At 64.2% G+C, this 18,466-nt stretch carries 19 protein-coding genes; 5 read left to right on the top strand and 14 right to left on the bottom strand.

What is annotated here, in order from left to right; all coding sequences use genetic code 11:
- Positions 1–80: 80 nt before the first annotated feature.
- Together AC1DEK_RS10055 and AC1DEK_RS10050 are read right to left on the bottom strand one after the other, a co-directional pair.
- A complete protein-coding gene (locus AC1DEK_RS10055) occupies positions 81–290 on the bottom strand; it encodes a hypothetical protein (protein WP_478125081.1) in 210 nt (69 codons plus the stop codon).
- Positions 280–768, bottom strand: coding sequence for a hypothetical protein (locus tag AC1DEK_RS10050; protein ID WP_478125080.1), 489 nt, complete (start codon positions 766–768; stop codon positions 280–282). The genes AC1DEK_RS10055 and AC1DEK_RS10050 overlap by 11 nt, the downstream gene beginning before the upstream one ends.
- Before the next feature lie 237 nt (positions 769–1,005).
- Between AC1DEK_RS10050 and AC1DEK_RS10045 the strand changes: the two genes are divergently transcribed.
- Positions 1,006–1,722: a response regulator gene (locus tag AC1DEK_RS10045; RefSeq protein ID WP_478125079.1), complete on the top strand. Its 717-nt coding sequence runs from the start codon at positions 1,006–1,008 to the stop codon at positions 1,720–1,722.
- 133 nt (positions 1,723–1,855) lie between these two features.
- On the opposite strand, the gene AC1DEK_RS10040 is transcribed toward AC1DEK_RS10045, so the two are convergent.
- Positions 1,856–2,833 (bottom strand): tripartite tricarboxylate transporter substrate-binding protein, encoded by a 978-nt coding sequence (locus AC1DEK_RS10040; protein WP_478125078.1) that lies wholly within the window; start codon positions 2,831–2,833, stop codon positions 1,856–1,858.
- 77 nt (positions 2,834–2,910) lie between these two features.
- Here AC1DEK_RS10040 and AC1DEK_RS10035 point away from each other — a divergent pair, with 77 nt between their 5' ends.
- Positions 2,911–3,708, top strand: coding sequence for an SIR2 family NAD-dependent protein deacylase (locus AC1DEK_RS10035; protein ID WP_478125077.1), 798 nt, complete (start codon positions 2,911–2,913; stop codon positions 3,706–3,708).
- Here the strand turns inward: AC1DEK_RS10035 and AC1DEK_RS10030 are convergent.
- Positions 3,681–4,625 carry an acetamidase/formamidase family protein gene (locus AC1DEK_RS10030; RefSeq protein ID WP_478125076.1) on the bottom strand — a complete coding sequence of 315 codons (945 nt, stop codon included), beginning with the start codon at positions 4,623–4,625 and terminating at the stop codon, positions 3,681–3,683. The genes AC1DEK_RS10035 and AC1DEK_RS10030 overlap by 28 nt on opposite strands.
- Before the next feature lie 11 nt (positions 4,626–4,636).
- Positions 4,637–5,392 (bottom strand): SDR family NAD(P)-dependent oxidoreductase, encoded by a 756-nt coding sequence (locus tag AC1DEK_RS10025; RefSeq protein WP_478125075.1) that lies wholly within the window; start codon positions 5,390–5,392, stop codon positions 4,637–4,639.
- Between the two features lie 157 nt (positions 5,393–5,549).
- On the opposite strand from AC1DEK_RS10025, the gene AC1DEK_RS10020 reads away from it, so the two are divergent.
- Complete coding sequence (locus tag AC1DEK_RS10020) at positions 5,550–5,990, top strand: CBS domain-containing protein (RefSeq protein ID WP_478125074.1); 441 nt, start codon at positions 5,550–5,552, stop codon at positions 5,988–5,990.
- 10 nt (positions 5,991–6,000) lie between these two features.
- Positions 6,001–6,633 carry a class I SAM-dependent methyltransferase gene (locus tag AC1DEK_RS10015; protein ID WP_478125073.1) on the top strand — a complete coding sequence of 211 codons (633 nt, stop codon included), beginning with the start codon at positions 6,001–6,003 and terminating at the stop codon, positions 6,631–6,633.
- Between the two features lie 21 nt (positions 6,634–6,654).
- Here AC1DEK_RS10015 and AC1DEK_RS10010 read toward each other — a convergent pair whose 3' ends face one another.
- Positions 6,655–7,263, bottom strand: coding sequence for a hypothetical protein (locus tag AC1DEK_RS10010; protein WP_478125072.1), 609 nt, complete (start codon positions 7,261–7,263; stop codon positions 6,655–6,657).
- Between the two features lie 152 nt (positions 7,264–7,415).
- Positions 7,416–8,759: a cytosine deaminase gene (locus AC1DEK_RS10005; RefSeq protein WP_478125071.1), complete on the bottom strand. Its 1,344-nt coding sequence runs from the start codon at positions 8,757–8,759 to the stop codon at positions 7,416–7,418.
- A 163-nt stretch (positions 8,760–8,922) separates the two neighbouring features.
- On the opposite strand from AC1DEK_RS10005, the gene AC1DEK_RS10000 reads away from it, so the two are divergent.
- A complete protein-coding gene (locus AC1DEK_RS10000; protein WP_478125070.1) occupies positions 8,923–10,002 on the top strand; it encodes a DnaJ C-terminal domain-containing protein in 1,080 nt (359 codons plus the stop codon).
- 24 nt (positions 10,003–10,026) lie between these two features.
- Here AC1DEK_RS10000 and AC1DEK_RS09995 read toward each other — a convergent pair whose 3' ends face one another.
- The 7 genes from AC1DEK_RS09995 to AC1DEK_RS09965 all read right to left on the bottom strand — a co-directional run bounded on the left by AC1DEK_RS09995 (position 10,027) and on the right by AC1DEK_RS09965 (position 18,415).
- The gene (locus AC1DEK_RS09995; RefSeq protein ID WP_478125069.1) at positions 10,027–11,274 is read right to left on the bottom strand and encodes a phenylacetate--CoA ligase family protein; all 1,248 of its coding nucleotides are present in this window, start codon (positions 11,272–11,274) and stop codon (positions 10,027–10,029) included.
- Between the two features lie 131 nt (positions 11,275–11,405).
- Entirely contained in the window at positions 11,406–12,218 is an 813-nt protein-coding gene (locus AC1DEK_RS09990) for an ABC transporter ATP-binding protein (RefSeq protein ID WP_478125068.1), read from the bottom strand.
- Between the two features lie 31 nt (positions 12,219–12,249).
- Positions 12,250–13,581 (bottom strand): ABC transporter substrate-binding protein, encoded by a 1,332-nt coding sequence (locus tag AC1DEK_RS09985; RefSeq protein ID WP_478125067.1) that lies wholly within the window; start codon positions 13,579–13,581, stop codon positions 12,250–12,252.
- Between the two features lie 44 nt (positions 13,582–13,625).
- The gene (locus tag AC1DEK_RS09980) at positions 13,626–14,690 is read right to left on the bottom strand and encodes a branched-chain amino acid ABC transporter permease (protein ID WP_478125066.1); all 1,065 of its coding nucleotides are present in this window, start codon (positions 14,688–14,690) and stop codon (positions 13,626–13,628) included.
- A gap of 2 nt (positions 14,691–14,692) precedes the next feature.
- Positions 14,693–15,622 carry a branched-chain amino acid ABC transporter permease gene (locus AC1DEK_RS09975; RefSeq protein WP_478125065.1) on the bottom strand — a complete coding sequence of 310 codons (930 nt, stop codon included), beginning with the start codon at positions 15,620–15,622 and terminating at the stop codon, positions 14,693–14,695.
- A 2-nt stretch (positions 15,623–15,624) separates the two neighbouring features.
- Positions 15,625–16,407 (bottom strand): ABC transporter ATP-binding protein, encoded by a 783-nt coding sequence (locus tag AC1DEK_RS09970; RefSeq protein ID WP_478125064.1) that lies wholly within the window; start codon positions 16,405–16,407, stop codon positions 15,625–15,627.
- A gap of 22 nt (positions 16,408–16,429) precedes the next feature.
- Positions 16,430–18,415 carry an AMP-dependent synthetase/ligase gene (locus AC1DEK_RS09965; protein WP_478125063.1) on the bottom strand — a complete coding sequence of 662 codons (1,986 nt, stop codon included), beginning with the start codon at positions 18,413–18,415 and terminating at the stop codon, positions 16,430–16,432.
- Between the last annotated feature and the right edge of the window lie 51 nt (positions 18,416–18,466).

Genomic DNA, 18,466 nt, shown 5'->3' with positions numbered 1-18,466 from the left:
CTTGCCCTCGGATGACAGCATCGCGACATCGCAGGCTGCGCGTTCGCGGGAGCGCAGCGTACCCGGCTTCCGAGCTGGTGTCACCGTTCGCCCTGACAGGGCGCTGAACGGTCCGGGCAGACAGCTGGCGTGTTCGTGCCGGTTGATGCACTGTCAGTCAATGCAGTCGGCATGTTGCCGCCGCCACCACCACCGCAAGCGTGGACAAGCAATGTTGAGGCGACGACCGCAAGCCGGATCGCGCCTCTTGCCTGAAAGCGCATCGCATTCATGGCGGCCTCAATGACCATCGCGCCGACTCCTGGACGGCGAGACTCGGGCCAGCGTGCCCTGGAAGATATTGGCTGAGTTGTTGGGCGCTGTGTTCTGAATGAACCATCCTTCGTCGCCGTCCGGCCCCATGTAGATTGTGTGGCTCAAACCGTCGGAGAAATTGAGCGTCCCGGTACAGTCCGCGAGCAGGCTGTAGGTCCCGACACTGCCAGTGGTCACTCTCAAGGTGCCATTCATGCTCACCGTGGCGTTCGGCGACGTAACGGCGCCTTCGCCATCGAAGCGAAGTTGCTCGATGATCGCCTTCGGAAGGGCCGTGGTGGTGCCCGGCGGAATGGTGAAGCCGCTCGCCGCAAGGACGTACGAGCCGCTCAGCGTATGCAGGCTGCACTGCTGCGGTCCGTTCGCGTCGTGCGCCGAGCCTGGCGCGGACCACGCCATTGCACATATTGCCAATGCGGCCGCGGTCCATGCATGATTCGATCGATTTGTCATGTTCAGGCTCCAGTAGGGTGATTGGGTGGTCCGCACGGCCCGGGATTGCACCGTTGCGTGGCCCCATTCTGGGCAGACGCGGCTGGCAAATGAATCGGACCAAAGGGCCGGCGCCTGCCCAATCTCCATGGAGTCCCGCGCCAGACAATCGCGCCAAAGGAGCGACATGCCGAATGACGATCCGGGCTTTTCACTGCAGGGCATCCGGCCCTTTCGGGCCTACCCCAAAGGGCCGGCATGAGAGTGCTTGTCGTCGATGACCATCCGCTCATTCAGGAAGCGATGAGCAATGTGCTGCGGCGCCTCCATGCGCAAGTCGACATTGCTGTGGCGAGCGACTGCGGGCGCGGCCTCGACATGGCGTCGCAAGGTGTCGAGCCTGATCTTGTGCTGCTCGATCTGAATCTGCCGGGGCTCTCCGGAATTGCGGCGCTGAAGACATGGCGCGCGCGATTTCCCGCTGTGCCGGTGGTCGTGCTGTCTGCAACCGATGATCAGCAGACGGTGCTTGGCGCCTTCGCAGCTGGCGCGGCGGGGTTCGTCCCGAAGTCCTCCAGCAACGAAGTCACCCTCGACGCTGTGCGCCTCGTGCTCGACGGCGGCAAATACCTCCCGCCAGAGTTGCTGTCGTCCACCGATCGCCGCAACCCGCCGGCAACTCGGGTGCGCACAGCCAAGTTGTCACTCGAAACATTGGGCCTTACCGGCCGTCAACTCGCCGTGCTGCAGCACATCGCCAACGGCGCCCCCAACAAGATCATTTGCCGCGACCTTGGGTTGGCAGAGCGCACCGTGAAGGCGCACATCACAGCCGTCTTCCGAGCCCTCAACGTCACCAGCCGAACCCAGGCCGCCATCGCCGCGGCCGCTCTAGGCTTGCCCACGCGAGGCCAAATCGACCCCCACCCCGCCGCGGACCCACGGTCGCCAAGAGGTCAACCCAATTCGACATGACCATCGAGCGCCCCCGTTCGGCAGGGAATTCGCGAAACACCGCGGAACCGGCTTTGCCGGGCCGCTGGTGTTGCCCCCGGCAGGGGGTGGAGAGCGACACGAAGTGCGCGAGCCTGGAGGCGAGCCCTATCTTCTAGTCTGCATAAACGCCCGCCGCCTTGATGATCGGGCTCCACTTCGCGATCTCGGCCATCACGAACTTCTTGTGACCCTCGGGTTCGATGCGGCCGTCATTGGCCACGACCGCGCCGAGTCCTTCCTGCTTCTTGACGAATTCAGGGTCCTTCAGGGCGACCTTCAACGCATCGTTCAGCTTCTTGGTGACGGCAGCCGGCGTGCCCTTGGGCGCATAGAGGCCATGCCAGATCGTGACCTGGAAGTCCTTCAGGCCGGCCTCTTGCAGCGTCGGCAGGTCCTTGAGCAAGGGCGTGGTCAAGCGCTTGTCCGTGGTCACGGCAAAGGCCTTTACTTTCTTGCCTTCGATGTGCGGAGAGGTGTTTGTCGTCTGATCGCACAGCAAGTCGATCTGCCCGCCGATCAAGTCAGTGATGGCGGGCGCCGTGCCCTTGTAAGGGACCGGCGTCATTTCGGTCTTCATCGCGGTCTGGTAGAGCAGGCCGCACAGGTGCGAGGCCGAGCCGACGCCCGCATTGCCGAGGTTGATCTTGCCCTTGTTGGCCCCAATCCAGGCGGTGAGTTCCTTGTAGTTGCTGGCCGGCAAGCTTGGCTTGGAGATCAGCGTCATCGGAACGTCGTTGACGATGCCGAGGTACTCGAAGTCCGTGTCGACCTTGAAGGGCACGTTGCGCACCAGCGTGGGGATGGTGGACATGGCGATGTGGTTGAGCAGCAGCGTATAGCCGTCCGGCGCCGCCCGCGCCACCTTGGCCGCACCGATCGAACTGCCGGCACCGGGCACGTTGTCGATCACGATGCTCACGCCTCCGAGCGGCTTGCGCAGGGCTTCGGCAAGGTCTCGCGCGACTCGGTCGGTCGGGCCGCCCGCGGCGAACGGCACCACGATGCTGATGGGCTTGCCGGCAGGGAAATCCTGTGCGTGGACGCACGCGACAGCCGCGGCAAGCGCCGTGAAAGCGAGCAATTTCTTCATGGTCACTCCAGATCGAAAACGAAATGGTGGTGATCTTAAGATCTGACCAGAAGCTGACTTATCCCGGATTGCCCTTAGTGCAAGAATCCCTGGCGCCGCCCGAAAACCCTGTTCCCGCCGATTCGATGACAGAAAGCCAGCAGCCCTTGCAGACCGCCATCGAGCTGCTGCGCGAGGCAAACCGCATCGTCGTCTTCTCGGGTGCGGGGCTGTCCAAGGCGTCGGGTATTCCGACCTACCGCGACGCCGATGGGCTCTGGATGAACCAGAACGCGGTGCAGTTCTCGCATGCCGATGACTTGCAGCGCGACCCAGCGGGCTTCACGCGGTTCTGGGCGCAGCGGCTCGCGGCGGTCGAGGGCGCCAAGCCCAACCCGGCGCACGTGGCCCTGGCTCGATTGCAGCGGCTTCGTCCCGCGACGCGGCTCATCACGCAGAACGTCGACGGCTTGCTGACGCTGGCTGGCTGCGTCGACGTGCTGGAGCTGCACGGATCGCTGCGCCGCTGGCGTTGCGATCACTGCGGCAATCGCCGCGGCCCCTGGCTGCTGCACCGGTGCAAGCGTTGCGGGTCGCGCGCACGGCCGGACATCGTGATGTTCGGCGAGATGCTGAACGAGGGCGTGCTGCTCGATGCTCAAACGGCCGCGCAGGAGAGCAACGCATTCATCGTCGTCGGGAGCACCGCGGTCGTCTATCCGGCTGCCGCCTTGCCGCTGGAAGCGGTGGGGCACGGCAGCAAGCTCATCACGCTCAACATGGAGCCGCTGCATCTCGACGCCTCGGCCAGCGCGGTTTTGCGCGGTCCCGCCGAAGACCTGTTGCCGAAGCTCATCGCGGGCATCGACTACACGAGCACCACTCTCGGAAAATAGAACGACACCACCCAGTTGGGCACGTCGACGATCGAACTGATGCGAAGGTCCGCGCACACGCTGCAGAGCATGTAGGCGTCGATCGGCTCATAGCCATAGCGGCTGCTCAGGAGCTCGATCATTTCCGAAACGGCCATCCGGGCGCCTGTCATGAGGTCGGGACCGATGCCTGTGGTGACCTCGTAGCCGTGCGTGTCGAAATGGCGGCTGACCGGGCCCGGTGTCACGTAGCGCGGCGAGCGCAGCCGGGCATCCTTCACGAGTTCGAATTTGAGCGCCACGTCGATGGGACTTTCGATGGCGGTGCCGCAGACCTCGCCGTCGCCCTGCGCAGCATGCGTATCGCCCACGGAAAAGAGCGCGCCTTCGACCTCGATCGGGAGGTAGAGCTCGGTCCCCTCCGCAATGTCGCGCGCATCCATGTTGCCGCCGACATTGCGCGGCGGAATGATGCTGTGCAAGCCCGGTTCGGCAGGTGCGACGCCGATGGTCCCGGTGAACGGCTTCAATGGCACGCGGCCGCCCGGTCCGTACATTGCCGGCGTGAGGCCCGGATCGTAGTTCCAATGATGAAGTCTCGCGTCCGGGAACTGGTCCGTGAGCAATCCGAAGCCGGGAATGTTCGCGGTCCAGCCCCAGCCCGACGGCCGCAGTGACAGCACGGTCACCTTGAGCGCGTCACCGGGCCTTGCGCCGTCGATATACACCGGCCCGGTCACCGGATTCACGTGCGCAAGATCGAGCTTCCCGACGTCGGCCGCGGTAGACGTGCGCGTGAGTTGGCCGGAAGATGCGTCGAGCGTTTCGAACTGCACCGTCTCTCCCGGCGCGATCGTCAGGCGGGGCGGAAAGGCATTGTTCCAGCCGTGATGGATGTGCTTGCTGTGGATCGTATGGTGCGTCACCGGTTCGCTCATGGCCGGCACTCCTAGACCGCCACCGTCAGCGCGCCGTCGATCACCAGGTTGGTCCCGGAGATCCGGCTGGCGGCAGGGCTCGAAATGAACACCACGCCGCGAGCGACCTCATCGGGCGTGCCGAACTTGCCCGTCGGGTTGACCTTGAGGGTGGACGCGTACAGGTCCGGCAGGTTCTTCTCGATGTTCTGCCAGATCCCTCCTTCGAAATAGGTGTTGCCCGGCGAGACGCTGTTCACGCGGATCCCTTTGCCGACAAGCTGCCGGCTCAGCCCCTTGGCGTAGTGAATGAGCGCCGCCTTGATCGCTCCGTAGGAGCCGGCTGCGAAGTCGACCTCGAACCCCGAAACGCTCGAGATCAGCACGATGGAGCCGCAGTCGGATTTCTCCAGGAACGGCACTGCCGCCGCGACCGCATTGACGCTATGCATCATGTCGGTGCGGAACGACTTCTCCCAGGACTCGGCGCTGTCCCCGACCGCCAGCGCGCTCACGTTGCAGACCAGGGCGTCGATGCCGCCCAGTACGCCGGCGCTCGCGGCGATCCACGCCGAAAGCGCAGGGCCGTCGGCCACGTCCAGCGCGCGTCCGAAGGATTTCACGCCCTTGGCCTGCAAGGCCGCAGCGGCTTCGCCCACCTCGTCTTCCTTGCGCGCGCAGATGGCGACATCCGCGCCTTCGACCGCGAAGCACTCTGCGATGGCCCTGCCGATTCCCCGGCTGCCGCCGGTGACGAGGGCGCGCTTGCCCTTGAGTCCGAGATCCATGGCCACTCTCCTTTGAAGGATGGGGGCTTGCATTCTGAGCGTCCACCGCAGACCTGTAAATGTCGGGGCGGGCGTGGGGTGCATTGGCTTGTGACGACCCTGCAGGCCGCGCAGAATGGAAACTGGAAACGATTGCCCCATCCGGAGAAAACGACTCATGAAAACAGTGGCTGAAATCCTCAAGGCCAAAGGCGATTCGAGCGTCTTTTCGATCGAGCCTTCGGCCTCGGTCTTCGACGCCGTCAAACGCATGGCAGAGAAGAACGTGGGCGCACTCCTCGTCATGGAGGGTGACCGCATCCTGGGCGTGGTGACCGAGCGCGACTACGCGCGCAAAGTCGTCCTGCTGTCGCGTTCATCGAAAGACACGCCGCTGCGCGAGGTGATGACTTCGGCGGTGATCTACGTTCGGCCCAACCAGACGAGCGAGGAATGCATGGCGCTCATGACCGAGAACCGCGTGCGCCACCTGCCGGTGATGGACGACGGCAAGCTGGTGGGCCTGATCTCCATCGGGGACATCGTGAAGGGGATCATCTCGGAGCAGAACTTCATCATCGAGCAGTTGCAGCACTACATCGCCGGGGAGACCCGCTGACGGGAGGCCCATGCCCCTGACCTCCGAAGAGCTCGAACACATCGAAGCACTCACGCTCGCCCATTACGACGGGCAGGCGGAAGATTTCTGGGCCGGCACGCGCGGCCACGACGTGAGCCAGAACATCGCGGCGCTGCTCGAGCACATCCAGGCAACGCCGCCGTTCGAGATCCTGGATTTCGGCTGCGGCCCCGGTCGCGACCTCCGGACCTTCCGCCAGATCGGCCACATCGCCACCGGGCTCGATGGCGCTGCGCAGTTCGTCGAGATGGCGCGTTCCTATAGCGGTTGCGAGGTATGGCACCAGAGCTTTCTGTCTTTGGACCTCCCGCCCGCCCGGTTCGATGGCGTGTTCGCGAACGCATCGCTGTTTCACGTGCCTGCACAAGAGTTGCCGCGCGTGCTGGGCGAATTGCGCGAGACACTCAAGCCTGGGGGTGTGCTGTTCAGTTCGAACCCTCGGGGCGAAGGGCAGGAAGGCTGGCGCGGGGACCGCTACGGGGCCTATCATGACCTCGCGGGTTGGCGCCATCTCATGACGGCCGCGGGCTTTATTGAACTGGCTCACTACTTTCGGCCCGCCGGCTTGCCGCTCGAGGAGCAGCCGTGGCTGGCAAGCGTCTGGCGAAAGCCAGCGTCCTGATCCTGCTGAGGGCGGGCTGCTTCAGTCGGCCGTTTCGCCGCCCCTGAAGCCCCGGTCGGCAGGTCCGCGCGCCAGCAATTGGCGCAGTCGCTTTCGCAGCGCCGGAATCGGCTGGGCGGCGTTCGAGGCATGGGCCGCATCCCATTGCCGGTACACCTCCCTTTCCTGCTTCAGGCATTGGCCGAGTGCCTCAAGATTGCGCTCGTTGTAAGCCCAGATGCCCCGAACCACGAAGTTGCCGGGCGTTTCCGAATCCGGCATCGGCGAGATCGTCACCGCCTCGGCGCCCATCGCCTGCAGGAGCGCAGAGCGCGCGCCGGCCACTTGCATTCCGTCGCCATGCATCTCGATCTCACGATTCAGCGCATAGCGCACCGCCTGCAGACCCTGGAAGTTCTCTGTGAGAAATGCGGTGGTTTCGAGCAGCACCAGTGGACCGAAATTTCGCTTCTGGACTTTCACGAATTGCGATGGCAGAAAACGCCCGATCGACACTTCGGTTCCGTCGCGGCTGACGCTCACGGGATCGAGCGTGCCGAGGTGGACGGCTGCGTCGTGCACCTCCATGGCTTCGCCGAGCTCGTAGTCTTTTCCGCAGTATCCGGTAATTCGAAGTCTCTCAAAGGTCATCGTGTCATCGTGTCATCGAGCTGCGCCTCTGCTTGAAGGCATGAGGAGGATGCCATGAGTGGCTCCGGCCCTGCGCCCGCCGCTGAACACGCCGGATTCGGCCCGCGGCAAGACCGCACGAAAAGACGCGAAAACTTGGACGCTGCGGATGCTCAGCCGACCATCAGATCGTCGAGCAGGCGGTAGTCCGGCAGTGTCGTGTCGATGGCGCGCCCGGCACGAACGATCGTGCGATCGAATTGCGTGCGGGCCAGCATCTCCGAATAGTTGCGGGCCTTCAGCACGAGAAAGTCCGCTGGCGTGCCGGCCTTCAGCACACCCCGGTCGATGCCCATGATCGCCGCCGGCGTTTCAGTCGCGGCGCGGATCCAGTCGCCCAACGGATGGTCGAGGTGCAGGATCTTCACGGCTTGCGTGAAGGTGTCGAGCATGTCGTGATCGCCGTAGGCGTAGAAGGGATCGCGGCAGTTGTCGCCCGCCACCGCCACGCGCAGCCCGCGCGCCTTCATTTCGTGCAGCACGGTCACGCCGCGCCATCTGGGTGTGCGGGCTTGCTGGCTGCGGTCCTGCAGGTACATGTTGACCGTCGGCAAGCTGACGATGTCGATGTTGGCGTCCTTGCACGCAGCGATCGTCTCTTCGATGAACTCGTCAGTCTGCAGGGCCAGCGAAGTGACGTGGCCGCACAGGATGCGCCCCTTGAAGTGCTGTGCCACAGCGGTGCGCGCCACCCGGATGAGCGCTCGCGCGTGCGGATCGGTCGATTCGTCCACGTGCAGGTCCAGGTTCAGCCCGCGCTCGGCCGCGAGTTGGAACACCCGCACGAGCGCCTCGTCCAGATCCGGTGGCATGGTTTCGTTCGGGTGCTTGGCCGAGCGCGTCACGCAACCCAGCTTGCCGCCGCTTTCAGCCACGGTGTCGGCCAGTTGGCGGCCTTCGTCCGTCAGGAAGACATTGAGGGGTGCGATCGACGACACCTGCAGGTCGATCCGCCCGGCCCAGCGCTCGCGCATCTCCCGAAACACGGGAAACGAGATCGACGGCTGCGGGGCGAGCGAGTCGAGGTGGGTGCTGATGGCAACGACGCCCTTGGCATAGGCGGTATTGAGCCCGAACTCCATGCGCCGGCGAACGTCTTCTGCGTTCCAGCGCGCGGTGCGGTCGCGCAGGGTGGCCATCGATGCGCCGGCGCCGTCGCCGGTCGGATTGGGTTGGCGCGGCCAGATGTGGCCCTTGTCGAGATGCGTGTGGCAGTCGACCATGCCGGGCAGCACCATGGAGGCGTCCAGGTCGGGTCCCAGTTCGATGGGCATCGCGCCCGCTGCATCGATGGCAGCGATGCGGCCGTCATCCACCAGCAGGTCGACGCCGACGAGTTCGTGATCCGCGTCGCCCGGCAGTTCGGCCTGCACGAGGCAGCGAGGCGCGCGAAGGTTGCGCAGGGCATAGCGCGTGGTGGCGGGGGGCTGAAAAAACGAGTGACTCATCTGGCTCATGTGGCGCATCTGTCTCATCGAGGAAAGAGGAATGATTCTTGCGCAAAGGCCGGTCGCAAGGAGCATGCCTGTGATCGCGCGGAATTGCTCGCCGATAATTCGCTCCGGCGGTTCGCGTCTCGTGCCGAACCGCTTGGCAGTTTGAAGAAACAAGGATTTGAACTTGGGCACCGACAACGCTTTCGCTGAACTGGGCCTTGCCTCCGGCGCCACCGAGCGCGAGGTGAAGGCTGCATGGCGGCGGCTGGTGTCGCAGTGGCACCCGGACCGCAACAGCAGCGCCGATGCCGTCGCGAGGATGCAGCGCATCAATCGCGCATTCGAGCAGATCCGCAATGCCGGATTCGTCGATACCGTCGGGAGCGCCGGGAGCGCCGGGAGCAGCGATGCCCAGCCTCGCCCAGAGCCCGCGTCCGCTTCCGCTTTCGCGTCTGCAGAGGCTCAATCCAAGGACACCGAGCCCCGCCGGCGCCCGATCAACCGCAAGATCAAGCTCACGCTCGAAGAGGCTGCGCTGGGCTGCATCAAGACCGTGCGCGGCAAAGCGACTCATGTCTGCGCCACATGCGATGGTGCCGGCCACCAGGTGCTCGGCGGCAACTGCAGCCATTGCGGCGGCTCTGGGGCGGTGGCAAAGCGCTCCTTCTTTGGCTGGCCCGGCGGCAAAAGCGAATGCGCCGCCTGCCATGGCGGCGGCATCGCGCAGCGCACGTGCCCCGACTGCAACGGTGCCGGCACGCAAATCCGCGCTTATCAATTGAAAGTACGCATCCCCGCAGGTGTGCGCGGGGGCGATCTCCTGCATGTCGACGGACGACGCGCAAGTTCGAATCCGCCGGGTGTCGATCTCGAAATCAAGGTCGAACTGCTGGACCATGCGTTCTTCACGCTCGACGATGACGGGACGGTCCGCTGCGAGATTCCGGTGGACGGGTTTGCATGGATCGCCAATCGCCAGATCCAGGTTCCGACGGTTGCAGGATTCCAGTCGATCGCCTTGCGCCGCGATCGATTGATGTATCGCCTGACAGGTCACGGCTTTCCTGTCACGCGGCGCGGTCTCCGGGGAGACCAGATGATCGCGGTGAAGCCGGTGTTCCCGGAACAACTCAGTCCCGACCAGGAGATCCTGCTCGATCAAATCATCGCGACGTCATCAGGAAGTCTGGGCGCCGATGAGCGCCTGCGCGCGTGGAACCGCAGCTTGCGCACCTGGGAGCGCAGCCAGAAGGCGCGCGGCTGAGTTCGACAGCGCCGACGTGGACGTCTAGCGATAGCTGCGCAGGTCCTCGATCACCTTGCCGTCGTTCGGCAGGCTCCCGGGCCCGACGAACTCCACCGCGCCGCGCAGCTTGGTGACATCGCGAACCGCTTCTCCGACGCGCTCGGCGAGGTTGTCCGGCGCGGAGGCGCATTCGAGCCGGAGCGTCATGCGGTCATCAGCCATCTCGCCTTCAACCACCAGGCGCGCGCGCAGCACTTCGGGAAAGCGCCGCGCAATCTCCGCGACCTGACCGGGATGGACGAACATGCCGCGCACCTTGGTCGTCTGGTCCGCGCGGCCGAGCCATCCCTTGATGCGCGTGTTGGTGCGCCCCGTGGGGCAGCGTCCCGGCAGCACAGCGGAAAGATCCCCCGTGCCGAAGCGGATCAAAGGGTAATCAGGGTTGAGCGTGGTGACCACGATCTCGCCGACCTCGCCCTCGGGCAGGGGATCGCCAGTGCCGGGCCGCACGATTTCCACAATCACGCTCTCGTCGAGCACCAGCCCTTCGCGGCTGCTCGTCTCGTAAGCAATGAGCCCCAGGTCGGCGGTTGCATAGCACTGCATCCCCGTCACGCCGCGTTCGGCGATCCAGTCGCGCAAGCTCGGCGGAAAGGCTTCGCCGGAAACCAGCGCCTTGGTGAGCGAGGACAGCGCGACGCCTTTTTCAGCGGCCTTCTCGATGATGATCTTCAGGAAGCTCGGCGTGCCCACGTAGCCTGCGGGGCGCAGATGGGCCATGGCTTCCACTTGTTGTTCGGTCTGTCCGGTGCCGCCGGCAAATACCGTACAGCCCAGCGCGCGCGCGCCGCTTTCCATGATCGATCCGGCGGGCGTCATGTGATAGCTGAAGCTGTTGTGTACCAACTCTCCATTGCGAAAGCCTGCGGCATGCAGTGCGCGCGCGGTACGCCAATAGTCGGTGGCTTCGCCTTCGGGCTCGTAGATCGGCCCCGGGCTCGCGAAGACGCGCGTCATGCGCGAACCGAACCGGATCGCGGAGAAGCCGCCGAACGGGTCGCTCGCACGCCTTTCGGTCTGCAACGCCAGCAGCTCGGATTTGCGTGTGACCGGCAGCTTCGCGAGCGCTTCGCGGCTCGTGATGTCCGCAGGCGCGATGCCGTCGAGGATCTTCGCCAGCGCGGACGCCCCCGTTTGCGCCTGCATGATCTGGCGCGGCAAAGCGGCAAGCAGGTCGCGCTCCCGCTCTTCGGGGTCGCGCACTTCGAGCGCGTCATAACAGTCGATCATCAGCGTGCCCATCCTTCAAGTTCATCGTGCATACGGGAAACACCGCGGAACCGGCTCCGCCGGGCCGCTGGTGTTGCCCCCAGCGAGGGGGGTGGCGCAGCAACACGAAGTGCGCGAAGCCTGGGGGTGAATCAAGCCAGCCATCGCTTTCTGCGCTTGTAGCTTTTGACGTCCTTGAAACTCTTGCGGTCCGCCCCGCCCACGCCGAGATAGAACTCCTTCACGTCCTCGTTCTCGCGCAGGCTCCTGGCCTCGCCATCCATCACGATCCGGCCGTTCTCGAGGATGTAGCCGTAATCCGCGAACCGCAGCGCCATGCTGGTGTTCTGCTCGGCCAGCAGGAAGGTCACGCCTTCCTTTTCGTTCAGGTCCTTCACGATGCCGAAGACTTCTTCGACGATCTGCGGCGCGAGCCCCATCGAGGGTTCGTCCAGCAGCACCATGTTCGGATTGGCCATCAGCGCGCGTCCGATGGCGCACATCTGTTGCTCACCGCCGGAGGTATAGGCCGCCTGCGAGGTGCGCCGCGTCTTCAGGCGAGGGAAATAGGCATAGACCTTCTCCAGCGTCTCGGCAACGGCGGCCTTGCCGTCCGTGCGCGTGTAGGCGCCCGTCATCAGGTTGTCTTCGATCGACAGGTGCGCAAAGCAATGCCGTCCTTCCATCACCTGAATCAGCCCCCGCTTGACGAGCTCCGCGGGCGAGAGCGCCTCGATGCGCTCACCCCGCAGTTCGATCGTTCCCTTCGTCACCGCCCCGCGTTCACCGGCGAGCAGGTTCGAGACGGCGCGCAGCGTGGTCGTCTTGCCCGCGCCGTTGCCCCCCAGCAGCGCGACGATGCCGCCTTCAAGCACCGTGAGCGAAACGCCCTTCAGCACGAGGATCACATGGTTGTAGATAACCTCGATGCCATTGACGTCGAGAAGGACCTTGCGTTCGCTCATGGTGCCTCGAAGTGATCGCGCAGTGTGCGGTTCAGGAAGCGCTGCAGTCAGCGGCGTCGCGCCGATTCAGCTTCTTCTCGCTCGCGTACTTCTCGCCCGCCGCCTTGACCATCGGCTTGATGATCTGTTCGTCGGCCTCATACCACTCGGGCGCGATATTCCACTTGCTGCCGTCCCACGTCTCGATGCGCGCCCAGCTCGATCCCATGTGGTCCTGGCACGAAGTGCTGATCGGCCGCATCACGCCGGCAAAGCCCAGTGCATCGAGCTTCTTCTGGTCGAGCGCAAGGTTCTCCAGGCCCCAGCGAACCTGTTCGCCGGTCATGACCTTGCCCTTGCCGAAGCGCTCCTGTGCGCGCCGCACCGCTTCGACACCGAGCATCTGGATGATGACGCCGCGCGTGTAGAGCACCGAACCGACTTCCTCCTTCGGACCCGTGCCCTGGCCCTTGTCATGCACGTTCTTCAGGATATCCTGGATGACCTTGGGTTGCGTGCCGGAGGAATTGAGCGCGAGTGCGTTGTAGCCCTTGGCGTTGGCGCCGACGTCCTTCACGTCCGGCTCCGCGCCGGCCCACCACACGCCATACATCTTCTCGCGCGGATAGCCGGTAGCGACTGCTTCCTTGAGTGCCGTCGAGTTCATCACGCCCCAGCCCCAGAGCAGCACGTAGTCAGGCCGCTGCTGGCGCACCTGCAGCCATGCCGACTTCTGCTCGATGCCTGGTGCCGTAACCGGAATCAGCGTCAGCTCGAATCCGTTCATCTTGGCGCGCTCCTGCAGCAGCGGAATCGGCTCCTTGCCAAAAGGCGAGTCGTGATAGACCAGTGCGATCTTCTTGCCCTTGAGCTTGTCGGCACCGCCTTCTTTCTTCGCGATGTGCTGGATCAGGATGTCGGCCGCGGTCCAGTAGCTGCCCATCAGGGGGAAGTTCCACTTGAACACGTTGCCATCCTGCGAGGCCGAGAGGCCGTAGCCGAGCGTCAGCAGGGGGATCTTGTCGGCAGGTGCCTTGTCCGTTAGCGCAAAGGTGATGCCGGTCGCCTGCGGATCGATCAGCGTGGCGCCTTTGTCCTTCAGGCGTTCATAGCATTCGACGCCCTTGTCGGTGGCGTAGCCCGTCTCGCATTCCTCGTAGCTGATCTTCACGCCGTTGATGCCGCCGGTCGCGTTGATGAGCTTGATGTAGTCCTGCTTGCCATTGGCCCAGGGAGTGCCGTTGGGCGCATAGGGCCCTGTGCGGTAGACCAGGAGCGGAAAGAACTGCTCCTTGGCCTGAGCCTGCGCGAGCGAAGGTGCGAGCACCGCGCCGAAGGTGCTGGCCACCAGGGCGGCGGTTACGGCGAGCGATTTCAGTTTCATGCCTGTCTCCTTATGGGCACCAAAGTGCCGGTTTGCTGACGAAATCAATGCGGGAAGGGCCAGAGGCGTAATTTCTCTTTCGCCGTGGACCACAGCCGCGCAAGGCCATGCGGTTCGACGATGAGGAAGAACACGATCAGCGCGCCGAAGATCATGAATTCGAGGTGCGAGGCAAATGCGGTCGACATCGAGACTCCGAACCAGCGCGGAAGCTGATTGAGCAGGATCGGCAGCAGCACGATGAAGGCCGCTCCGAAGAAGCTGCCCATGACCGAGCCCAGCCCACCAATGATCACCATGAAGAGCAACTGGAACGAGCGGTCGATGTTGAAGGCCGCCGGCTCCCAGGTGCCCAGATGCACGAAGCCCCAGAGCGCGCCTGCCACGCCGACGATGAACGAACTCACCGCAAACGCCGAGAGCTTGGCGTATACCGGGCGGATGCCGATCACCGCCGCCGCCACATCCATGTCGCGGATCGCCATCCACTCGCGCCCGATGGCGCTGCGCACGAGGTTCTTTGCGAGCAGCGCGAAGACTGCAAGCAGCGTCAGGCACAGCAGGTATTTCTGCACGGCCGTCTCGATGGGAAGCCCGAACAGGCTCAGCCCCGACACAGACACCGAGCCCGACGATGAGTTGTTCGTCAGCCAGTTGATCCGCAGGAACGCCCAGTCGATGAAGAATTGCGCGGCAAGCGTCGCGACTGCGAGATACAGCCCCTTGATGCGCAGGCTGGGTATGCCGAAGAGCACGCCGACCGCCGTCGAGCACAACCCGCCGAGCAGCAGCGAAAGGATGAGCGGCATCCCGTCGATGCGGACATGAAAGTTGTAGGCCGCATAGGCACCGACGGCCATGAAGGCACCGGTGCCGAGAGAGATCTGTCCGCAGTAGCCAACAAGGATGTTGAGCCCCAACGCGGCAAGCGCAAGGATGAGGAATGGAATCAGGATCGCGCGGAACCAGTACTCCGGCGCGATCACCGGCACGACGGCAAAGGCAAACACCAGCAGCGCGAGGATGAGCACGCGGTCCTGCCGGATCGGAAAGATCTGCTGATCGGCGCGGTAGGTCGACTTGAATTGGCCGTTCTCGCGGTAGAACATGTCTAGACCCGATCGATGATTTTTTCGCCGAAGAGACCCTGTGGCCGCACCAGCAGGAAGACAAGCGCCAGCACATACGCGAACCAGATCTCGATGCCGCCGCCGAGCATTGGGCCGAGGTAGATCTCCGAGAGCTTCTCGCCGACGCCGATGAGCAAGCCACCGACGATCGCGCCCGGTATGGAGGTCAGGCCGCCGAGGATCACCACCGGCAGTGCCTTCAACGCCACCAGCGACAGCGAGAACTGCACGCCCAGCTTGGAGCCCCAGATGATCCCGGCCACCAGTGCCGCAAAGCCCGCGACCGACCACACGATCACCCAGATGCGATTCAGCGGAATGCCGATCGATTGCGCGGCCTGATGGTCATCGGCGACCGCGCGCAGCGCGCGACCGGTCGAGGTCTTCTGGAAGAACAGCGCCAGCACCACGACCAGAGCGGCGGCAACGAGTGCGGCGATCAGGTCTTCCTGGCTGAGCAGCAGCCCGCCCTGGAAGATGTTCTCCAGCACCATCAGCGGTTCCTTCGGCATGCCGATGTCGATCTTGTAGATGTCGTTGCCGAAGATCGACTGCCCGAGTCCGTCGAGGAAATACGCGATGCCCAGCGTCGCCATCAGCAGCGTGATGCCTTCCTGGTTGACCAGCTTGCTGAGCACCAGGCGTTCGATCAGCCATGCCACCACGATCATCACCGCCATCGCCGCGAAGAAAGCGAGCACGTTGGCCAGCACCTGGCTCTCGAAACCCAGCCACTGCGGAATCCATTCGGAGAAGCGCGCCATCGCCAAGGCCGCGAACAGCACCATCGCGCCCTGCGCGAAGTTGAAGACGCCCGAGGCCTTGTAGATCAGCACGAACCCGATCGCGATCAGCGAATAGAGCATGCCGACCATCAGGCCGCCGAACAGCGTTTCGAGTAGGAAGCCCATCGTCAATGCTCCACGCCCAGGTAAGCCCGGATCACGTCTTCGTTGTTTCGCACGTCATGCGGCGTTCCGTCGCCGATCTTCTTGCCGTAATCGAGCACCACCACGCGATCGGAGATGTCCATCACCACGCCCATGTCGTGTTCGATCAGCACGATGGTCGTGCCGAATTCGTCATTGACGTCGAGGATGAAGCGGCTCATGTCCTGCTTCTCTTCCACGTTCATGCCGGCCATCGGCTCATCGAGCAGCAGCACCTGCGGCTCCATCGCCAGTGCGCGGCCGAGGTCGACCCGCTTCTGGAGGCCATAGGGCAGGCGACCGACCGGCGTCTTGCGATGCAACTGGATTTCGAGAAAGTCGATGATGCGTTCGACGAACTCCCGGTGCGCAAGCTCTTCACGCTCGGCCGGGCCCCAGCGCAGCGCCTGCGCGAGCAAGCCGCTTTTCATCTTGAGATTGCGGCCCGTCATGATGTTGTCGAGCACGCTCATGCCCTTGAACAGCGCCAGGTTCTGGAAGGTGCGCGCCACACCCATCTCGGCGACCTGGCGCGAGTTCATGTGCTTGAACTGTTTTCCGCGAAAGGTGATGGAACCTTGCTGCGGTTGGTAGACGCCGTTGATGCAGTTGAGCATCGAACTCTTGCCCGCACCGTTGGGGCCGATGATGGCGCGAACCTCGTGCTCGCGCACGTTGAAGCTGATGTCCGTCAGCGCCTTGACGCCGCCAAAGCTCAGGCTGATGTTCTGCACATCGAGAATGATGTCGCCGATTTTCCGGTTCATTGCAGCCCTCGCGCCGCGCTCGTCATGCGGCCGCCTTCAGCGGCGCGAACCGCTTTGCTTCGACGATCTTGAGGGTCGCGCTCACGGTGCCGGTGCGGCCATCCTCGAACTTGACCTGCGTTTCGATGAACTGCTCGGCCTTGGCGCCATAGAGCGCATCGACCAGCACCGCGTACTTCTCCGCGATGAAGCCGCGCCGCACCTTTCGCGTGCGGGTGAGCTCGTCGTCGTCCGGGTCCAGTTCCTTGTGCAGCACCATGAAGCGCGCGATCTGGGTATCGGCCATGCCGTCTTCGGCGGCGAGATCGGCGTTGACCTTGGCGAGGCATTCAGCCACCAGCGCCAGCACTTCGGGCTTGCCGGCAAGGTCCACGTAGCCGCCGTACGGCAGCCCCCGGCGCTCGGCCCAGTTGCCGACGGCTTCGTAGTCGATGTTGATGAAGGCGCAGACTTCATCGCGCTCGTGCCCGAAGCACACGGCTTCCTTGATCTGCGGAAAGAACTTGAGCTTGTTTTCGATGTAGTTGGGCGCGAACATCGCGCCGGCACAACTGCCGCCGGGGCCGGCCATGCGGCCCACGTCCTTTGCCCGGTCGATGATGCGCAGATGGCCTTCCGCATCGAGAACGCCGGCGTCGCCGGTGTGGAAGTAGCCATCGGCGTCGAGCACTTCGGCCGTCGCGTCGGGGCGCTTGTAGTACTCCTTGAGCACCGACACGCCGCGCACCAGCACTTCGCCATCGGGCGCGATCTTGAGTTCGATGCCCGGTGCTGCGCTGCCCACCGTTTGCAGCTTGACCTTGCCGTCCTGCTGGAGGCACACATAGGCGCAAGTTTCGGTCTGCCCATAGAACTGCTTCAGGTTGACGCCGATGGAGCGATAGAAGCGGAACAGGTCCGGCCCGATCGCCGCGCCGGCCGTGTAGGCCACGCGGATGCGGCTCATGCCGAGCACGTTGCGCAGAGGACCGTAGATCACGAGATTGCCGATCGCATACAGCAGCCGATCGCCGAAGCCCACCGGAGCGCCATTGAGGATGTCGGCGCCCACGCGCCGTGCCAGCTCCATGAATTTTGCATACAGCCAGCGCTTGGGTGCGGCCGCATCCTCCATGCGTATGGAGACCGCCGTCAGCAAGCCTTCGAAGGTGCGCGGCGGGCCGAAGTAGTAGCTCGGCCCGATCTCGCGCATGTCGTTCATCACCGTCTCGGCCGATTCGGGGCAGTTGAGCGTGAAGCCTCCGACGAGCCATTGCGCGACGGAAAAAAGATGATCGCCGACCCACGCCATCGGCAGGTAGCTCATGATGTTGTCGCCCGGGCCGAGTTTGTCGGTCTCTACGCCGCCGCGGCCCGCCGCGATGAAGCTCGCATGTGTCTGGCACACGCCCTTCGGCCGTCCGGTGGTGCCGGACGTGTACAGGATCACTGCGACGTCGGATGGATCGCCGGACGCCACGCTCCGGTCGAAGACGCCGGGGTTCGCTGCGCCCCAACGGCGGCCGAGTTCGCGAAGCTGCTCTTGGCTCATCAGACCCGGCTGGTCATAGTGCCGCAGGCCGCGCGGGTCGTCATAGATGATGTGGCGAATCGTCGGCCGTGTGCCTTTGTCTTTCCCTTTCTGGATGTCCCGGCATTCGAGCAGCTTGTCGACCTGCTCCTGGTCTTCAGCGATCACGAATTCGACGGCGGCGTCGTCCAGCATGAAAACCATCTCGGCAGCGACCGCGTCCTGGTAGAGCGGCACGGGCACGCCGCGCAGGCTCTGGGCGGCGACCATCGCCATGTAGAGGTGTGGGCGGTTCGCGCCGACGATCGCGAGGTTGTCGCCGGCCTTGAAGCCCAGGCTCGCCAGCCCGCAGGCCATGTCGCGCACCTCGCGCGCCGTCGCTGCCCAGCTCCAGGTCTGCCAGATGCCGAGGTCTTTTTCGCGCACCGCCGGCGCGTCGGGCTGGCGCTCGGCGTGGCCTTGCAAGAGGCGAGGAAAAGTGAGGGCTTTGGTCTGCACGATGGGGCGGACTGTAGAACCAACTTTGACGCCAACTTGTCGTTACGACGA

This window comes from Variovorax sp. 10N420, from assembly GCF_056394705.1.
Note: the sequence above shows the minus strand (reverse complement) of the source record. Positions and strands in the feature narration are given on the sequence as shown.